Raw genomic sequence first — 15532 nt, forward strand, 5'->3', positions numbered from 1 at the left:
ATGGACGCGGCCGAAGACCCGGACCCCGACGGCTGGCCCGTCCACCCCGCCGCGGCGTTCTACGGCCTGTGGCCCCGCTTCGCCGCTGAGGACGCCGAAGGTGCGGATGATCCCGTCGCCGCCGACTCCACGGCAGGGCTGACGCAGTAACGGACGGGGGGTACAGAGGAACAGAGGTGGAAAAGAGAGGAACAGAGGCAACGGGTGATCCCGACGTCCCTCTGTTCCTCTGCTTTTTTGGTTCTTCTGTATCCTTTGCAGTTGAAGTTGCCGACCGCGATTGCTGACCGGCGACGCTCCGGAATATCTTCCGCTACGACCCGCATCCGTGCATCCCCCCGCACCTTCACGAGCTCTGCGCATGCCCCGAATCGCCCCGCTGCAGGACGCCGAGATGCCGCCCCAGGCCGCCGCCGCGCGTGACGCGCACGTGGCCGTGGGGCGCATCACCAACATGAAGCGCACGCTGCTGCGCTCGGTGCCGGCGTTCGACGCGCTGATGACCTGGTACCCGCTTCGCGACACCGTGCAGCCGTTTCTGGGCGAGCGGCTGACGACGCTGTTCGCCCACGCGGTCAGCTCCGAGACGGACTGCCTGATCTGCTCCACCTTCTTTCGCCGCATCCTCGTCGACTCCGGCGAGAATCCGGATGAGCTGGCGCTGGACGAGCGCGAGGCCGCCGTCGTGGCGTTCGGGCGGCGGCTGGCGGTGACGCCGCATCGCATGCCGGACGAGGTGTACAATCGCGTGGCGGCGTACTTCAACGACGAGCAGATGGTGGCGCTGGTGGCGTTCGGGGCGCTGATGGTGGCCACCAACGTGGTGAACAACGCGCTGGGGGTGCCGCTGGACGACTACCTGCAGCCGTACCGCCGGCAGCCCGCGGCGGCGGAAGGGGTGGCGGTCCATGGCTGAGCTTTCCGGACGCGTCGCCTTTGTCACCGGCGCGGCGCACGGGCAGGGGCGCGCGACGGCGCTCGCGCTGGCCAAGGCCGGCGCCAGCATTGCCGCGTACGACGTGGCGCGGGCGCTGGAGTATCCCGGCTACGGGATGGGAACGTCGGCGGAGCTGGATTCGCTCGTCGGCGAGATCGAGGCGCTGGGGAGCGCCTGTGCGGTTTTCGCCGGCGACGTGCGCGACGACGAGGCCATCACCCGCGCGGTAGATGCGGTCGTGGGGCGTTTCGGGCGCATCGACATCCTGTTCAACAACGCGGGGATCTGCGGATACGGTCTGGCCCACGAGCTTACGGAAGAGGCGTGGGACGCGATGGTCGACATCAACCTCAAGGGCGCGTGGCTGGTGGCCCGGCGGGTGATCCCGGTGATGATCGCGCAGAAGTCCGGCGTCATCGTCAACAACTCGTCCATCGCGGGGCTGCGCGGGATGGGGCGGCTGAGCCATTACGCGGCCAGCAAGTGGGGGCTCACGGGGCTTACCAAGTCGTGGGCGATCGAGCTGGCGCCACACGGGGTGCGCGTGAACTCCATCCACCCCACGGGCGTCAACACGCCCATGAACGACGGGCTGGCGTGGCTGGAGGGCAAAACGCCCGAGCAGATTGCCGAAGCCAGCGCCGGCAACCTGCTCCCCGTCCCCTGGATCGAGCCGGAAGACGTGGCCGAAGCCGTGCTCTACCTGGTCTCCGACCGCGCCCGCTACGTCACCGGCACGCAGCTTGTGCTGGACGCCGGGCTGCTGACGCGGTGACCATCCTTTGCGGACGCGGTGTATCCTGTTATATTACAAGCACATACGTGCGGACCGGATGGGCCGGCACGGGAAACCCGAGAGAAGGTAGCCGCGGATGAAGAAGCTCAAGCTGACCGTCGAAGATCTGTCGGTGGAGTCGTTCGGCATCGACGTGGAGGAGGAGATGGGGACGGTGATGGCGGCCGAGGCCCCCACGGCGCGCACGCGCGACTGTCCGTGCATCGAGAGCATCAGCTGCTACTGCTGATCCGCCCCGCATCGGTCATCGCCCTTCAACAAGAACAGGCCCGGCACTGCGCCGGGCCTGTTCTGTTTCGGTGATCGAGGCGGACCGGTTGTGTTGACGTGTAACCTCAGGGTTGCGCCTGGGTCGGATAAGAGTTACCATTGGGTTACACGTTGGCAGCATCCTTCTTTCACGGAGGCAGGCAGATGGTACCGGAGCAGATCGAGCGCGAGGTGATGGTGGCGGCGCCCATCGAGCGGGTGTGGGACGTGATCACGCACCCCGAGCACGTGGGCAGCTGGTTCGGCGACGCGGGGGCAGAGATCGACCTGCGGAGCGGCGGCGCGATGACGATCACCTGGGCCAAGCACGGCACCGTCCACGCGCGGGTGGAGCGCGTTGAGGCGCCGCGCGTGTTCGCGTACCGCTGGGCGCGCGGGGCCGGCAAGCCGGTGGCGGACGACAATTCCACCCTCGTAGAGTTCACGCTCTCGTCCGAGGGCGAGCAGACGCGGCTGCGGGTGGTGGAAAGCGGCTTCCGCGCGCTGGCGATCTCCGCAGAGGAGCAGGCGAAGCACGCCGAGGGGAACACCCGTGGCTGGAAGTCGGAGCTGGACGAGCTGATCGCGTACGCGGCCGCCGTCCCCGCATAAGGGAGAGCGTGCATCCGTTCGGATACGGGCGGATGCGCGCACCAGGCCGGATGGATGACGTCGGACGGATCTTCTCACAACGGAGGCAGGCAGATGGTACCGGAGCAGATCGAGCGCGAGGTGGTGATCGCGGCGCCCATCGAACGGGTGTGGGCGGTCATCACGCAGCCGGAGCACGTGGGCACCTGGTTCGGCGACGCGGGGGCGGAGATCGACCTTCGCCCCGGCGGCGCGATCATCATCCACTGGGCCGACTACGGCACGGGGTACGGCGTGGTGGAGCGGGTGGAGCCGCCGCACGTGTTCGCCTGGCGCGGCGCGCTCATCGGCCACACCGAGGTGCGCGCCGACAATTCCACGCTCGTGGAGTTTACGCTCGTGCCCGAGGGTGGCGGAACGCGGCTGCGCGTGGTGGAGAGCGGCTTCAACACGCTGGCCGTTCCCGCCGAGGAGGCGCTGAAGCAGGCGGAGGGGAACGTGGAGGGGTGGCGGATCAAGACGGAGGAGCTGGCCGCGTACGTGGCGGGCGTGCCCGCATGATGCCGAGCGTGCAAGCCGCCGCGTCGGCCGCGGAGGCGGCGAACGTCTTCGGTGCGCTGGCGGATCCCACGCGCTGGCAGGTGCTGGCGCTGCTCGCGGCGCGCGGCGAGGGCACGGCCACCACGCTGGCGGCGGAGATGCCCGTCAGCCGGCCGGCCGTCATCAAGCACCTGAACGTGCTGGACCGCGCGGGGCTGGTGCAGGGGCGGCGGAGCGGGCGCGAGGTGCGCTTCAGTGTCCGTCCCGAGCGGCTGGATGCCACCGCGCGCTGGCTGGCCGCCGTGGCGCACGAGTGGGACACGCGCCTCGCCGCCATCAAGCGCATCGCCGAAGCGGCGGAGTGACCCCGCAGCGCGAAATCGACCTGTTTTTCCCGGATCTGTCCGTCGAAGATCAGACCCGGCGTCTGGAGATTCGTCACGCTCACGCCGGCCGTGGTCGGGCGGACGGTTCTCCAGATCGCGCATCAGGTGGTGCGATCGACGCTCTTCTGCCGCGCTACGGACATCATCCACCGATCTACATGCTTTTTCAAAAAATGCGGATGGCCCCCTGCCGCATTCCATCTCCCTCCCGTTTCCGATACTTTCATATCACTCGCCCTTGCTCCACCGGCTTCGCCCCAACGGCCAGAGGAGACGGCACGAACAAACTCTGTTGACTCTGTTAACTCTGTGTGAGGCCCATTCTTTTCCTGACCGCGAACCCCGGAGGAAACGGCACGAGAAAACTCCGTTAACTCCGTTGACTCCGTGTGAGGCATTCGTCTTTGCGAAGGGCGATAGCAGGGAAAACGAAAGAGGCAGGCCACACCGATGCTGCGTGTGGCCTGCCTTCTCAGCGATCCGCGACGGTCCGCGATCGCGTTAGAACTTCACGGCGGCGCCGATGCGGATGGAGCGCGGGCGCACCCGCTCGCGGACGGCGCGGTAGAAGTTCTCCGGCTCCGTGCTGCTGGGCAGGAAGGGCGTATAGTTCAGCCCCTCGTTCACGGAGGTGTTGTAGCGGGTGGGCGTGGTGCGGCCCAGCACGTTGAAGCCGTCCAGGGTAAGCAGCCAGTCGGTGGCTCCCACCTTCGTCGCCCGCTCCAGGTGCAGGTCGATCGTGGCGCGGTTGGGGTACTGCTGCTTGCCGCGCGTTTCCACGAACAGCGGCTGCCCGTAGACGGAAGCCAGCATCCGGCCCGGGAACGGGCGCCCGTCCAGCGTCTGGTAGGTGAACTCGGTCTCGGAGAGCGTCAGGTGCGGCGTGTAGACGTCGCCCACCAGCTCGTTCCAGAAGATGCCGGCGCGAAAGCCCCTCCCCAGGTCGCCGTACGCCCACGCCTTGAGGTCCCACACGCTGCTGTTGGGCAGGTCGCCGTAGAAGTTCACCGACTGGTTGGGGTTCACGAACGGCCCGGCGCCAAAGCCGGACGGATCGTCGTAGCCCGCCACGTTGTCCAGGTTGCCGCGCAGCCGGCTCCACACCGCCGAAAAGGTGCCCCCGAACTTGGGATAGCCCATCTTGACCACCGCCTGCACCTGGTGAAAGGTGCGGTCCGCCTCCGGGACGTTGGTGATCACGTAGTCGGGATCCCACCGCAGCGACGGGATGTCGGCCGGAGTGAGCCCCGGAACACGAGGGACGATCTCGCCCTCTTCCAGCAGCCGGAGGTGGTCTACGACCATCCAGTTGGGGATGTACAGACTGCGCAGCACCAGCGGCTGGCCGTTGTACTTCACCACGGGCTGCGGCGGGGCGTTGATGCCGCCGCCGGGAACGTACTCGTGGATGCGGATCTGGTCGAAGCGGGTGTAGTTGGTGGCGGCGTTGCGGTCCACCAGCGCCACCATGTTCTGGTTGCGGCGCCCCACGTACACCAGCTCCGCCTTCCAGGCGCGTCCCAGCTGCCGCTCCAGCCCCACCACCAGCTGGTCGATGTACGGCTGCTTGTAGTTGGGATCTACCGGCCCCGTCTGGTTCAGCCGGATCACCTGCTGCAGCGTGAACTTTCCTTCCGCCGCCAGCGCTTCGCGCTCGGCCGCGGTAAAGGTCTGGTCCGCGGTGCCGGGGCGGCCCACGTACTGCCAGGTTTCCTGGTTGCTGAAGACCTGAGCCCCTTCCACGCGCTCGTAGAACTGCGCGAACATGCTCTGGTGGTAGCGGCCCGCGTGCGCCTTGAGCACCAGCTCGTTGGTCCCCGTAATGTCGATGGTGAGCCCCAGCCGCGCCTCGAACGCCTGGTCGTTCATGGCCTGAAAGCGCGTCCCCAGGTCCTCCGCCGGGGTGATCCACCCGGTCCACCAGCCGTAGCGGACGCCCGGGCTCACGCTCACGCGCGACCCCAGGTCGATGTGGTCCTGCAGGTACACGGCGCTGTTGCGCACGTCCGCGTCCAGCCGCACCTCGCCCCCCCATTCCGTGGGCACGAAGTTGAAGCTGCCGCGCACCCACGTGGCGGGGTCCTGCGGGTCCAGCGTGGCCACGTTGTTCACGGCGGGGCGCCAGGTCATCCCCCCGTTGCGGATGCGGTCGCTGCGCCAGGTGCCGGTGGAGTGCTCGCCGCCCAGCTTGACCGTGTGGCGCAGCGGCCCCGTCTGCATCTCCCACCCCAGTGAGGTGGTGGCGGAGAGGGCCGAGGGCGCCAGGCGGTAGTTGAACGGCGCCGCGTTGAAGGAGGGGCGTATCTGGTCCGTGCCGTACACCACCAGCGCCGGCACCCCCTCGCCCGCGATGGACTCACGCCGCTCATCGCGAGAAAAGGACGAAACCGACGCCTCGAACGACCCCGCGACGCCGAACAGGTGGGTGAATCCCAGGTTGTAGAACGTCGTGGGCGCCGTCATCCGCATGTACGCGCCGTTGTCCTCGTAGCCCAGCGAGCCAAAGCGGTCCGCCTCCATGGTCAGGTAGCCGGCCGAGGCCACCAGCTCGTCCCGGCGGGTAGGGGTTACGGTCAGCTTTCCGAAGAACTTCTGCTCCGTCCAGTCGATCAGGTTCGGCGCGTAGAAACCTTCGCGATAGCGAAGGTGGTTCACCACCTGCTCGTCGCGGCGGATGAACTGGCCGGCCACGTAGTAGAAGACCTTGTCGCGCAAGATGGGCCCCCGCAGCTCGCCCTCCAGGTCGTAGCGCGAGTTCATCTCCGCCGCCACGTCGTAGCGCTGCAGGTTGCTGGCGGTCAGCGGCGCGCCGTCCAGAGCCCCGCGGAAGGCGGCCTGAAAGTCGTTGGTGCCGCGCTTGGTGTTGATGTTCACCAGGCCGCCCTGAAAGTTGCCGTACTCCGCCGCCGCGCCCAGCCCGCGCACCTCGATGCTTTCCACCCAGTTGATGCTGGGCTGCACCAGGTCGCCGCCCACGCCGGGGTGGTTGGCGGACAGGCCGTCGATCTGGTAGTTGTTGGCCTGCGCGGTGGATCCACCCCACACCTGCTCCGCGCGCGCGCCCGGCGTCAGCGCCACCGCCTCCTTGGGGTCGGTGCGCATGGGAAGCAGCTCGATCGCCTCCTCGCGCACCTCGGTGCTGAACTCCGTGTCCTCGCGGCGGATGGTGACCGGGTTGTCCGCCTGCACCGTGAGCGTGTCGATGACGATCGGCCGCACCTGCAGCGAAAAGTTCTGCGTCAGCACCTCGTTCAGCGCCACCAGCACCCGGCCGCCGCCGTTGCGGTAGCCGGTGCGGCGCACGTTCACGCGATACGGGCCCGGAACGAGGCCGATGATGCGGTAGCGCCCCGCCGCGTCGGTCGTCGTGCCGCGCTTGAAGTTGCCGATCTCCATCTCCACCTCCACGATCGCGGAAGACAGAGGCGTGCCCTGCGCATCCGTAATCGTGCCCTGCAGGGTGCCCAGGTCCTGCGCCGGCGCGGGCGCCGGGGCCAGCAGCGCCGCGCACAGCGCCAGCAGAATCGGCGTGGCGCGGCGGGAGGATCTACGCGGGAAAGCGGCTGGGATCATCAGTGGCTCGTCGTGCGAGGAAGGTGTCGGGCGCCAGGGCGCCGTCGTCCGGATTCGTGCTCGGCCGCGGTGCTCAGCGGGTCCAGGTGGTGCGGTCGGTTGGGATCTGTCCGGGGAACCCGACCAGGTACTGGCGCACGTCGCCGATGTCGTACGCACCGCTGGCGTTGCCGAAGCTGTCCATGTAGGCCGCCACCTCGGCGCTTACGGGCACGCCGAAGAAGTGTCCCACTAGCTGCTCCAGCGTGTACGGCCCCACCGGGGCCGCCGGCGCGGGAACCACCGGGACCACGGCGCCTTCCGTGCGGTCGCGTGAGAAGCGGAGGATGAAGCCACCGGTAAAGTCGCGGAGCTCGTTGTCCGGCGCCGAGACGGCCAGAACCTCGCCGCCCTGGGGCGGAACCCCGTCGTCCATCTGCATCACGAAGCTGAGCGGACCGCCAAAGGCGCGGTCCGGCCGGTTGATGATCAGCACGCGCAGGCTGTCACCGATCGGCTGCGCGAACATCACGCGGTTGGGGGTGGTGATGGACTGCAGCCCGGTGAGCGGAAGCGCGAAGAGCACCGCGCCTTCCACGGTGAACGGCGAATCCACCTGTCCCAGGTACGCGCCGCCCAGCTGGGGCACCGTAAGGTCTTCGCAGGCGGCCGAGGCCAGGAGCAGGAGCGCGGCGGTGGTGGCGCGGAGCCGGGAGATCGCCATGGGCGCAGCCGTTGGAGTGAGAGGGGGTAGGACTCGCGCCCGGGCAGGGGACCGGGCGCGGAAAGCAGGGCGCAGCGGCGGGCGAATGCGGGTGCCCCGTAGTCACGAAATGGCGCCGGCGGCCGGAGGCCGGCTTTTGCGAAAAGTAGCCTTCGCTTTTTCGCGCCACAACGCGCCACTTTGGGGCCGTGCCACTGCCGCCGCCACGCGCCTTCCCGGCCGCCGCTACGTGAGAGCTGGACCTGCGCAAGGCATCGGGGCGAGACCCGAAAGGCGCATCACGTCAGGAGATTCACCGCGCCTCCTGCCGAGTAGGCCTTCAGCCCGCCACCCCGCGGGCAACGTATCCGTTCCCGCCAGATTCGCGCGAAAACACCGGATTTCCGCATGGAATCCTTCGGTCGATCAACGAATCAATCCGACTGTTTGTGACGGCTGCTCCGGGCTGAGGAGGATCGCGGCGAGGTGGATGGATGCCGTGCGCGTCCCTCGGCATTATGTTGTCGCCGCGATCAACGGACTCCGTACCCTCGTACCTTTGTACTTTCGTACCATGAGCGATACGCCGGCATCCACCAACCTGGGCGAAGACTCCGGCAGCCTCGCGCCGGCCGACGACGGCAAGCGGTCGTGGACGGAGCGGCTGGTGGCGCCCGCGCTGGGAAAGCACCCCGAGCGGCGCGAGCGCTTTGAATCCACCAGCGGGGTGGAGATCGACCGGCTGTACGCGCCGCAGGACGTGGCCGCACTGGACTACGACGCCGACCTGGGGTGGCCCGGCGAGTTTCCGTTCACGCGCGGCATTCAGCCCACCATGTACCGCGGCCGCTTCTGGACCATGCGCCAGTACGCGGGCTTTGGCACGGCCGAGGAGACCAACACGCGCTTCAAGCTGCTGCTGCAGGCCGGGCAGACGGGGCTGTCCACCGCGTTCGACCTGCCCACGCAGATGGGGTACGACAGCGACCACGCCATGGCGCAGGGCGAGGTGGGACGCGTGGGCGTGGCCATCGACTCGCTGGCCGACATGCGCGCGCTGCTGGGCGGCATTCCGCTGGACCAGGTGTCGACGTCCATGACCATCAACGCCACGGCGTCCATCCTCCTGGCGTTCTACGTGGCCGTCGCGGACGAGCAGGGAATCCCCCGGTCCAGGCTGTCGGGGACGATCCAGAACGACATCCTCAAGGAATACATCGCCCGCGGAACGTACGTCTTTCCCGTGGAGCCGTCGCTGCGGCTGATCACCGACATCTTTGCCTTCTGCAACGCGGAGGTGCCGCGCTGGAACACCATCTCCATCAGCGGCTACCACATCCGCGAGGCGGGGGCGACGGCGGCGCAGGAGGTGGCGTTCACCTTCGCCAACGCCATGGAGTACGTAAAGCGCGCGCTGGCCGCCGGGCTGCCGATCGACAAGTTTGCCCCGCGCCTCAGCTTCTTCTTCGCCAGCCACAACGACCTGTTCGAGGAGGCGGCCAAGTTTCGCGCGGCGCGCCGCCTGTACGCGCGGCTCATGCGCGAGCGCTGGGGCGCGGGCGACGAGGGCGCCAAGCTGCGCTTCCACACGCAGACCGGCGGGGTGACGCTGCAGGCGCAGCAGCCGCTGAACAACGTGGTCCGCGTGACGGTGCAGGCGCTGGCGGCGGCGCTGGGCGGCACGCAAAGCCTGCACACCAACGGCTACGACGAGGCGCTGTCGCTTCCCACGGCGCAGGCGGCCACGCTGGCGCTGCGCACGCAGCAGGTGCTGGCGTACGAAAGCGGCGTGGGCGACACGGTAGATCCGCTGGCCGGCAGCTACTACGTGGAGGCGCTGACCACCGCGCTGGAGGAAAAGGCGCGCGAGTACCTGGAGCGCATCGACGAGATGGGCGGCGCGTCCGAAGCCATCGCCTTCATGCAGGAGGAGATTCACCGCGCGGCGTACGAGCACCAGATCGCGGTGGAGCGCGGGGACAAGACCATCGTGGGCGTCAACAAGTTCGCCAGCGCCGCGGCGGAGCCCCTGGACCTGGCGCAGCCGGACTTCAGCGCGCTGGAGCAGTCGCAGCGTGCCGGCCTCGCCCGCATCAAGGCGGAGCGGGACGGTTCCGAGGTGCGCGCCCGGCTTGAGGCCATCCGCGCCGCCGCCCGAGGCACCGACAACCTGATGCCGCACATCATCGACGCCGTAAAGGCGATGGTGACGCTGGGCGAGATCAGCGACGCCCTCCGCGCCGAGTGGGGCACCTACCGGCCGGCGTAAGGTGGTTCCTCGATGATGGAACGAAGGAGGCCTCGCGGCGATCCGCGGGGCCTTCTTTGGCTTCGGGGCGCGGAAAAAGAAGGCCTCACACGGAGTCAACGGAGTCAACGGAGCTTTCTCGTGGCGTTTCCGCTGACTTCCCTGATCGATCTGAACGGAATCGCATCGTGCGCCGGCGCTCTCCGCGTGAGATCGGCGAGTTCGTCTTCACGGGTGCACGGATACGATAAACGTCTGTAGATTGAGGGCGATGATCCCGCGCACGTCTGCATCACCATCATTCCCCCATGTACTCCACCTGCATCTTCTGCGGCTCCGGGCTGGGACGTAACGAGAGCATCGAGCACTTTCCCGTGGGTCGCCGGCTGGCGTTCGACGCGGAGAAGGGGCGGCTGTGGGTGGTGTGCGCGTCGTGCAGCCGCTGGAACCTGACGCCGCTGGAAGAGCGCTGGGAAGCGGTTGAGGAGTGCGAACGCCGCTTTCGCGCGACCACCATCCGCACCTCTACCGAGAACATCGGGCTCGCCAGGCTGCCGGACGAGACGGAGCTTGTGCGCATCGGGCGGCCGCTGCGGCCGGAGTTTGCGGCGTGGCGCTACGGCGGCGAGTTCGCGGGCCGGCAGAGGCGCGCGGTGGTCTCCGGATTGGCGCTGGCGGGCGCGGTGGGGGGCTTTGTGGCGTTCGGCGCGCCGTCGCTGCTGGTGGGGCTGCCGGTGCTGGCCGCGGCGGAGCTGTGGAAGATGACGACGGGCGACAGGATGGGGTACTTCGAGACTCTGGCCGCCCAGGGCCGCCTGCGCGACGACGCGGGCGAGCTGATGCTCACGGGCCGGCGCACGTTCAAACGGGTGCGGCTGCAGGCGGCGACGGAGCGCGCACGCGGGACGGCGTGGGCGCTGCACGTACGCACGGGCATCGAGCCGGTTCTGGATGATCGCAACCTCTCGGCGGACTGGCAGCTGCGCGATCACGTGGTGAGCGGCGCCCAGGGGCTGCGGGCACTGGCCGTATTTCTGGCGCGCGCCAACGGTGGCGGGGCGGGGAAGCGCCTGGTGCAGCAGGCGGTAAAGCGCATTGACCGGGCGCGCACGGCCGAAGGCTTTCTGGCGCGCGCCGAAGACGACACACGGCGGATGGGGCTGGGCTACCGCGACGTGTGGGACATGCCGGTGGAGATTCGCCTGGCGATGGAGATGGCCGCGCACGAGGACGCGGAGCGCCGCGCGCTGGAGGGCGAGCTGGTGGACCTGGAGCGCCACTGGCGCGAGGCCGAGGATCTGGCCGCCATCGCCGACGCGCTTCCCATCGCCCCCGCCGTCGAGGCGAAGCTGGACGGCCTCCGCGCGTCCGCTCCGAAGCCGAAGCGCTGAGCAGCATCCACGGAAAAGAAGGCCTCACACAGAGTTAACAGAGTCAACAGAGTTCTACGTGGTGCCTCGCGAACCACAGCGCGAGGTATCGGCACGAGAAAACTCTGGTAACTCTGGTGACTCTGCGTGAGACCCATTCTTTTGTGGCCGAACCACCGGCGCTGATCGCGCGCGCCGCCTTCCTGCGCATCGTCAACGACAAGACTCTTGACGCGTCATCTGTCTGCTAGTACACTAGCACCTGCTAGTGCATTAGCAGGTAAGAAAACCCTCCTGAGCCGAGTCCCATGGAAGCCAGTCCTCCCCTCGACCTGGGCCGCCGCGAGCGGCAGATCATGGAAGTGGTCTACCGCCTGGGCCGCGCCACCGCGTCCGAAGTTCTCAAGGAGCTTCCGGACCCGCCCAGCTACTCGGCGGTTCGCGCCATGCTCAAGATCCTGGAAGACAAGGGTCACCTGGGCCACTCGCAGGAGGGCATCCGCCATGTCTACCATCCCACCGTCAAGCACGAGGACGTGCGCGAAAGCGCGATGCGGAACGTGGTGCGTACTTTCTTTGCCGGCTCCACCGCCGCCGCCATGGCCGCGCTGCTGGACTCGGTAGACGAGCCGCCGTCGGAGGCGGAGCTGGACGCGTTCGAGCGGATGATCCAGCAGGCACGGGAGGCGGGACGATGATCTCGGCGGCGATCGTGCCGGGAGCGGAGTGGCTCCCCTTTCTGGCGCAGCTGGCGCTCAAGGCCACGCTCATCCTCGCGGTGACCGCGATGGTGGCGGCGGCGCTGTGGCGCTCGTCCGCGGCCGTGCGCCACCTGGTATGGTGCGTGGGCGTGGCCGGCGTGCTGGCCCTGCCCCTGTTCTCCGCCGTGCTCCCCGCCTGGGACGTGGCGATGCTCCCCGCGGACGCCCCCGCCGCGCCCTCCATCTCCACCCCGCCGGTGGAGGCCTTCGCCGCCACGCCGTTCGCCGCCGAAACGCCCGACGCTCCGACGGTCTCCACCGCGGTCCCCAGTGAAGCGCGCTGGGCGTGGGTGCCGCGCACGGCCGTGGCGGTCGCCGCGGCGGGGGTGCTGGCGGGGCTGCTCTGGTTGGCGCTGGGCTTTTGGGGCGTGGCGCGGCTGGGCCGGCGCGCGCAGGTGGTGCGCGACCCCGAGTGGCTGCGCACGGCCACCGACGCGGCCGACCGGCTGGGGCTGCGCCGCCCCGTCCTGCTGCTGCGCGCCCGCGGCGCCGTGATGCCCGCCACCGGCGGTTTGCTCTGGCCCTCCGTGGTCCTTCCCGACTCCGCCGACCAGTGGTCCGCCGACCGGCGGCACGCCGTGCTGGCCCACGAGCTGGCGCACGTCAAGCGCTTCGACACACTTACCCAGGCACTGGCGCAGGTGGCGTGCGTGCTCTTCTGGTGGCATCCGGCCGTGTGGTACGCGGCCAGGCGGCTGCGCGTGGAGCGCGAGCGCGCCTGCGACGACCTTGTGCTGGGCTCCGGGACGCGCGCCAGCGACTACGCCGGGCACCTGCTGGAGCTCGCCCGCACGCACAAGGGGTCGCGGCTGGCCAACGCCGCGCTGGTGAGCATGGCGCGCCCGTCGCAGCTGGAGTCGCGGCTGCTCTGGGTGCTGGACGGGGCCCGCACCCGCGCCGTCCCCTCCGCGCGCGCCACGCTGCTGACCGTCGCGGCCGCGCTGCTGATCGTCGGTCCCCTCGCCGCCATGCGCCCCGTCGCCCTTACCGGGACCGGCGGCCCCGCGCCCACGGGTCTCGCCGCCGCGCTGCTGGCGGACCCGGAGCAGGGCGGCGACGCGCACGACAGGAAGGCGGACGAGAACGAAGAGGCGGAGGACCGCGCCATCGACCGGGTGGCCGATGTCAGCCTGGACGCGCAGGACAGCATCATCGACGCGGCGATGGACGGGGTCCGGGACACGCCCGGGGACCGCATCCGCGACGGCGCCCGGGCGCGCGCCCGACGCGACACCATCCCCACCGTGGAGCAGCTGGTGGCCATGCGCGCCGTGGGCGTGGACGCGGCGTACATCGCCGAGCTGCGCCAGGCGGGCTACACGGGCCTCACCCCCGACCAGCTGATCTCCATGCGTGCCGTGGGCGTCTCCGCCCGCTACGCGCAGGAGATGGATGATGCGGGCTTCGGCCGGCTGGACGCTGAGACGCTGGCGGGCCTGCGCGCCGTGGGCGTGACGCCCGCCTACCTGGCCGAGCTGCGCCGCTACGGGTACACCGACCTGGACGCGGAGACGGCAACGGGGATGCGGGCCGTGGGTGTGAACGCCGAGTACCTGGACGCCCTGCGCGCCCTGGGCTTTACCAGCATTCCCGCCGAGACGGTGCAGGGGATGAAGGCCGTGGGCGTGAACGCCGCCTACATCCAGCAGATCCGCGAGGCCGGCTACCCGCGCCTTTCGGCCGAGACGCTGACCTCGTTCCGCGCCGTGGGTGTTACGCCGGAGTACGTGCGCCAGCTGGAGCGCATGGGCTTCCGCAACCTGTCCGCGGATGACGTGCAGTCCATGCGCGCGCTGAACGTTACCGCCGACTACGTGGCGCAGATGCGCGGCGCGGGGCTGGACCGGCTGGACGCGGAGACGCTCGCCGGCCTGCGCGGCGTGGGCGTGACCCCGGCCTACATCCGCGAACTGGCCGAGGTGGGGCTGAACGGGTTGACCACGCGCCAGCTGATCGAGCTCAAGGGCGCCGGCGTGACCGCGGCGTACGTGCGGGAGCTGGACGCGGCCGGGTTCCGCCGGCTGTCGGTCCAGGAGCTGGTGCGCCTGCGCCACAGCGGCCTGACCCGCGAGCTCATCCGCAGCCGCACCCGCGAAAGCACCAACCGGTAGGGCTGGACAAGAAGGTGGCGCGGGCCGCCACCTTCACCCCAACGCCACCAGAGCCGAGGTGGAGCGCCCCCGGCGCGACCCTCTGCACCGTCCCTGCGGAGACAATCCATGCACAAGCCGCTCATCGCCGCCCTTGCCGCGCCGTTCGCCACGGCCGTTCTCGCAGCCGTGGTGCTGGTGGCCCGCGAGCCGGCCGCCGCGCTGGCCAGCGAGGCCATCCACCTGACCGCCAGCGTCACCTCCACGCGCGTGGCCGCCGCGATCGAAGGAACCTGGACCCTCACCCCCACGCGCACGGACGGGCGGCTGCAGCTGAACCTGAGCTACGAGAACAACGCCAACTGGGGGCGGGGGATCGACCGCGCCGACCTGGCGGGGCTCTCGGACGAGGTGCTGAACGCCACCACCTCCACCCCGGCCGCCTTCCGCATCCAGCGCGAGGCGGGTGTGTTCGACATGGAGGGGGCGTTTCGCGAGCAGCGCGGTGCCGGGCACTTCCGCTTCACTCCGGACCGAGCCTTCGCCGGCACCCTGCGCTCGCTGGGCGTGCAGGGTGCCGACCGCGCCACGGACCGGGAGCTGATGACCCTGGCCATGGCCGACGCGTCGATTGCCAATGTCCGCGGCCTGATGGGGATGGACCTGGGTCCGATCGACCTGGAGAAGCTGGTGGAGCTGGCCATCTTCAACGTCACCCCCGAGTACGTGCGCGAGATGCGGTCGCTGGGGATCGGCGGCACCAACAGCGTGCGGGGGGTGGTGGAACTGCGCATCCACGGCATCAGCACGGCGTACGTGCGCGAGCTGGAGTCCATCGGCTACCGCGATCTGGACCGGGAGCAGCTGCTGGCCATGGGGATCCACGGCGTCACGGCGGAGAGCGTCCGCGAGCTGCAGGCGCTGGGATATCGCGACCTTCCCGCGCGGGACCTGGTGGCCATGCACATCCATGGCGTGACGCCCGCGTACATCCGCGAGCTGCGCGAGGCGGGGTTCCGCGACCTCACGCCGGAGGCGATGGTGGAGATGCGCATCCACAGCGTGACGCCGCGGTTCGTCCGCGACCTGAAGGCGCTGGGGTACCGCGACCTGACCCGGCGTCAGCTGCTGGACATGGGGATTCACGGCGTGACGCCGGCGTTCATCCGCGAGATCCGCGAGGCCGACTTCAAGGACCTGACCCCCGAGACGCTGGTGAACATGAAGATCCACGGCATCGGCGCCGACTACGTGCGCACCCGCCGCCGCGGCGAGTAGCTATCGTCCAAACCTTCCGCGCGGCCGCCGC

At 69.4% G+C, this 15532-nt stretch carries 14 protein-coding genes; 12 read left to right on the top strand and 2 right to left on the bottom strand.

Annotation, left to right across the window (positions count from 1 at the left end):
• From ACOJUJ_RS22765 to ACOJUJ_RS22795, 7 genes are all read left to right on the top strand, one after another.
• Entirely contained in the window at positions 1 to 150 is a 150-nt protein-coding gene (locus ACOJUJ_RS22765; RefSeq protein WP_420129214.1) for a hypothetical protein, read from the top strand.
• 211 nt (positions 151 to 361) lie between these two features.
• Positions 362 to 916 (top strand): carboxymuconolactone decarboxylase family protein, encoded by a 555-nt coding sequence (locus ACOJUJ_RS22770; protein WP_420129215.1) that lies wholly within the window; start codon positions 362 to 364, stop codon positions 914 to 916.
• Positions 909 to 1712, top strand: a complete 804-nt coding sequence (locus ACOJUJ_RS22775; protein WP_420129216.1) for a mycofactocin-coupled SDR family oxidoreductase — start codon at positions 909 to 911, stop codon at positions 1710 to 1712. Before ACOJUJ_RS22770 ends, ACOJUJ_RS22775 begins: the two co-directional genes overlap by 8 nt.
• 97 nt (positions 1713 to 1809) lie before the next feature.
• Positions 1810 to 1962, top strand: a complete 153-nt coding sequence (locus ACOJUJ_RS22780) for a hypothetical protein (protein WP_420129217.1) — start codon at positions 1810 to 1812, stop codon at positions 1960 to 1962.
• 185 nt (positions 1963 to 2147) lie between these two features.
• Positions 2148 to 2594, top strand: coding sequence for an SRPBCC family protein (locus tag ACOJUJ_RS22785; RefSeq protein WP_420129218.1), 447 nt, complete (start codon positions 2148 to 2150; stop codon positions 2592 to 2594).
• 93 nt (positions 2595 to 2687) lie between these two features.
• Positions 2688 to 3134 carry an SRPBCC family protein gene (locus ACOJUJ_RS22790; protein WP_420129219.1) on the top strand — a complete coding sequence of 149 codons (447 nt, stop codon included), beginning with the start codon at positions 2688 to 2690 and terminating at the stop codon, positions 3132 to 3134.
• Entirely contained in the window at positions 3131 to 3478 is a 348-nt protein-coding gene (locus ACOJUJ_RS22795; RefSeq protein WP_420129220.1) for an ArsR/SmtB family transcription factor, read from the top strand. The genes ACOJUJ_RS22790 and ACOJUJ_RS22795 overlap by 4 nt, the downstream gene beginning before the upstream one ends.
• A gap of 522 nt (positions 3479 to 4000) precedes the next feature.
• Here ACOJUJ_RS22795 and ACOJUJ_RS22800 read toward each other — a convergent pair.
• On the bottom strand, positions 4001 to 7072 hold the full coding sequence (locus ACOJUJ_RS22800) for a TonB-dependent receptor (RefSeq protein ID WP_420129221.1): 3072 nt from the start codon (positions 7070 to 7072) through the stop codon (positions 4001 to 4003).
• A gap of 73 nt (positions 7073 to 7145) precedes the next feature.
• Complete coding sequence (locus ACOJUJ_RS22805) at positions 7146 to 7775, bottom strand: hypothetical protein (RefSeq protein ID WP_420129222.1); 630 nt, start codon at positions 7773 to 7775, stop codon at positions 7146 to 7148.
• Positions 7776 to 8328: 553 nt separating this feature from the next.
• Here ACOJUJ_RS22805 and ACOJUJ_RS22810 point away from each other — a divergent pair.
• The 5 genes from ACOJUJ_RS22810 to ACOJUJ_RS22830 all read left to right on the top strand — a co-directional run bounded on the left by ACOJUJ_RS22810 (position 8329) and on the right by ACOJUJ_RS22830 (position 15501).
• A complete protein-coding gene (locus ACOJUJ_RS22810) occupies positions 8329 to 10023 on the top strand; it encodes an acyl-CoA mutase large subunit family protein (protein WP_420129223.1) in 1695 nt (564 codons plus the stop codon).
• Between the two features lie 287 nt (positions 10024 to 10310).
• Positions 10311 to 11393, top strand: coding sequence for a hypothetical protein (locus tag ACOJUJ_RS22815; protein ID WP_420129224.1), 1083 nt, complete (start codon positions 10311 to 10313; stop codon positions 11391 to 11393).
• A gap of 287 nt (positions 11394 to 11680) precedes the next feature.
• Positions 11681 to 12070: a BlaI/MecI/CopY family transcriptional regulator gene (locus ACOJUJ_RS22820; RefSeq protein WP_420129225.1), complete on the top strand. Its 390-nt coding sequence runs from the start codon at positions 11681 to 11683 to the stop codon at positions 12068 to 12070.
• Positions 12067 to 14244 carry a M56 family metallopeptidase gene (locus ACOJUJ_RS22825; RefSeq protein ID WP_420129226.1) on the top strand — a complete coding sequence of 726 codons (2178 nt, stop codon included), beginning with the start codon at positions 12067 to 12069 and terminating at the stop codon, positions 14242 to 14244. Before ACOJUJ_RS22820 ends, ACOJUJ_RS22825 begins: the two co-directional genes overlap by 4 nt.
• 108 nt (positions 14245 to 14352) lie before the next feature.
• Positions 14353 to 15501, top strand: coding sequence for a hypothetical protein (locus ACOJUJ_RS22830; protein WP_420129227.1), 1149 nt, complete (start codon positions 14353 to 14355; stop codon positions 15499 to 15501).
• The last annotated feature ends 31 nt before the right edge of the window (positions 15502 to 15532 follow it).

It is taken from the genome of Longimicrobium sp. (assembly GCF_048594345.1).
Taxonomy (GTDB): domain Bacteria; phylum Gemmatimonadota; class Gemmatimonadetes; order Longimicrobiales; family Longimicrobiaceae; genus Longimicrobium.

What these genes read in the sequence shown, in the direction of transcription:
- ACOJUJ_RS22820 (WP_420129225.1), top strand. Translation starts at nt 11,681, where the DNA reads ATGGAAGCCAGTCCTCCCCTCGACCTGGGCCGCCGCGAGCGGCAGATC.
- ACOJUJ_RS22795 (WP_420129220.1), top strand. Translation starts at nt 3,131, where the DNA reads ATGATGCCGAGCGTGCAAGCCGCCGCGTCGGCCGCGGAGGCGGCGAAC.
- ACOJUJ_RS22800 (WP_420129221.1), bottom strand. Translation starts at nt 7,072, where the DNA reads ATGATCCCAGCCGCTTTCCCGCGTAGATCCTCCCGCCGCGCCACGCCG.
- ACOJUJ_RS22785 (WP_420129218.1), top strand. Translation starts at nt 2,148, where the DNA reads ATGGTACCGGAGCAGATCGAGCGCGAGGTGATGGTGGCGGCGCCCATC.
- ACOJUJ_RS22825 (WP_420129226.1), top strand. Translation starts at nt 12,067, where the DNA reads ATGATCTCGGCGGCGATCGTGCCGGGAGCGGAGTGGCTCCCCTTTCTG.
- ACOJUJ_RS22775 (WP_420129216.1), top strand. Translation starts at nt 909, where the DNA reads ATGGCTGAGCTTTCCGGACGCGTCGCCTTTGTCACCGGCGCGGCGCAC.
- ACOJUJ_RS22790 (WP_420129219.1), top strand. Translation starts at nt 2,688, where the DNA reads ATGGTACCGGAGCAGATCGAGCGCGAGGTGGTGATCGCGGCGCCCATC.
- ACOJUJ_RS22770 (WP_420129215.1), top strand. Translation starts at nt 362, where the DNA reads ATGCCCCGAATCGCCCCGCTGCAGGACGCCGAGATGCCGCCCCAGGCC.
- ACOJUJ_RS22830 (WP_420129227.1), top strand. Translation starts at nt 14,353, where the DNA reads ATGCACAAGCCGCTCATCGCCGCCCTTGCCGCGCCGTTCGCCACGGCC.
- ACOJUJ_RS22780 (WP_420129217.1), top strand. Translation starts at nt 1,810, where the DNA reads ATGAAGAAGCTCAAGCTGACCGTCGAAGATCTGTCGGTGGAGTCGTTC.
- ACOJUJ_RS22765 (WP_420129214.1), top strand. Translation starts at nt 1, where the DNA reads ATGGACGCGGCCGAAGACCCGGACCCCGACGGCTGGCCCGTCCACCCC.
- ACOJUJ_RS22805 (WP_420129222.1), bottom strand. Translation starts at nt 7,775, where the DNA reads ATGGCGATCTCCCGGCTCCGCGCCACCACCGCCGCGCTCCTGCTCCTG.
- ACOJUJ_RS22815 (WP_420129224.1), top strand. Translation starts at nt 10,311, where the DNA reads ATGTACTCCACCTGCATCTTCTGCGGCTCCGGGCTGGGACGTAACGAG.
- ACOJUJ_RS22810 (WP_420129223.1), top strand. Translation starts at nt 8,329, where the DNA reads ATGAGCGATACGCCGGCATCCACCAACCTGGGCGAAGACTCCGGCAGC.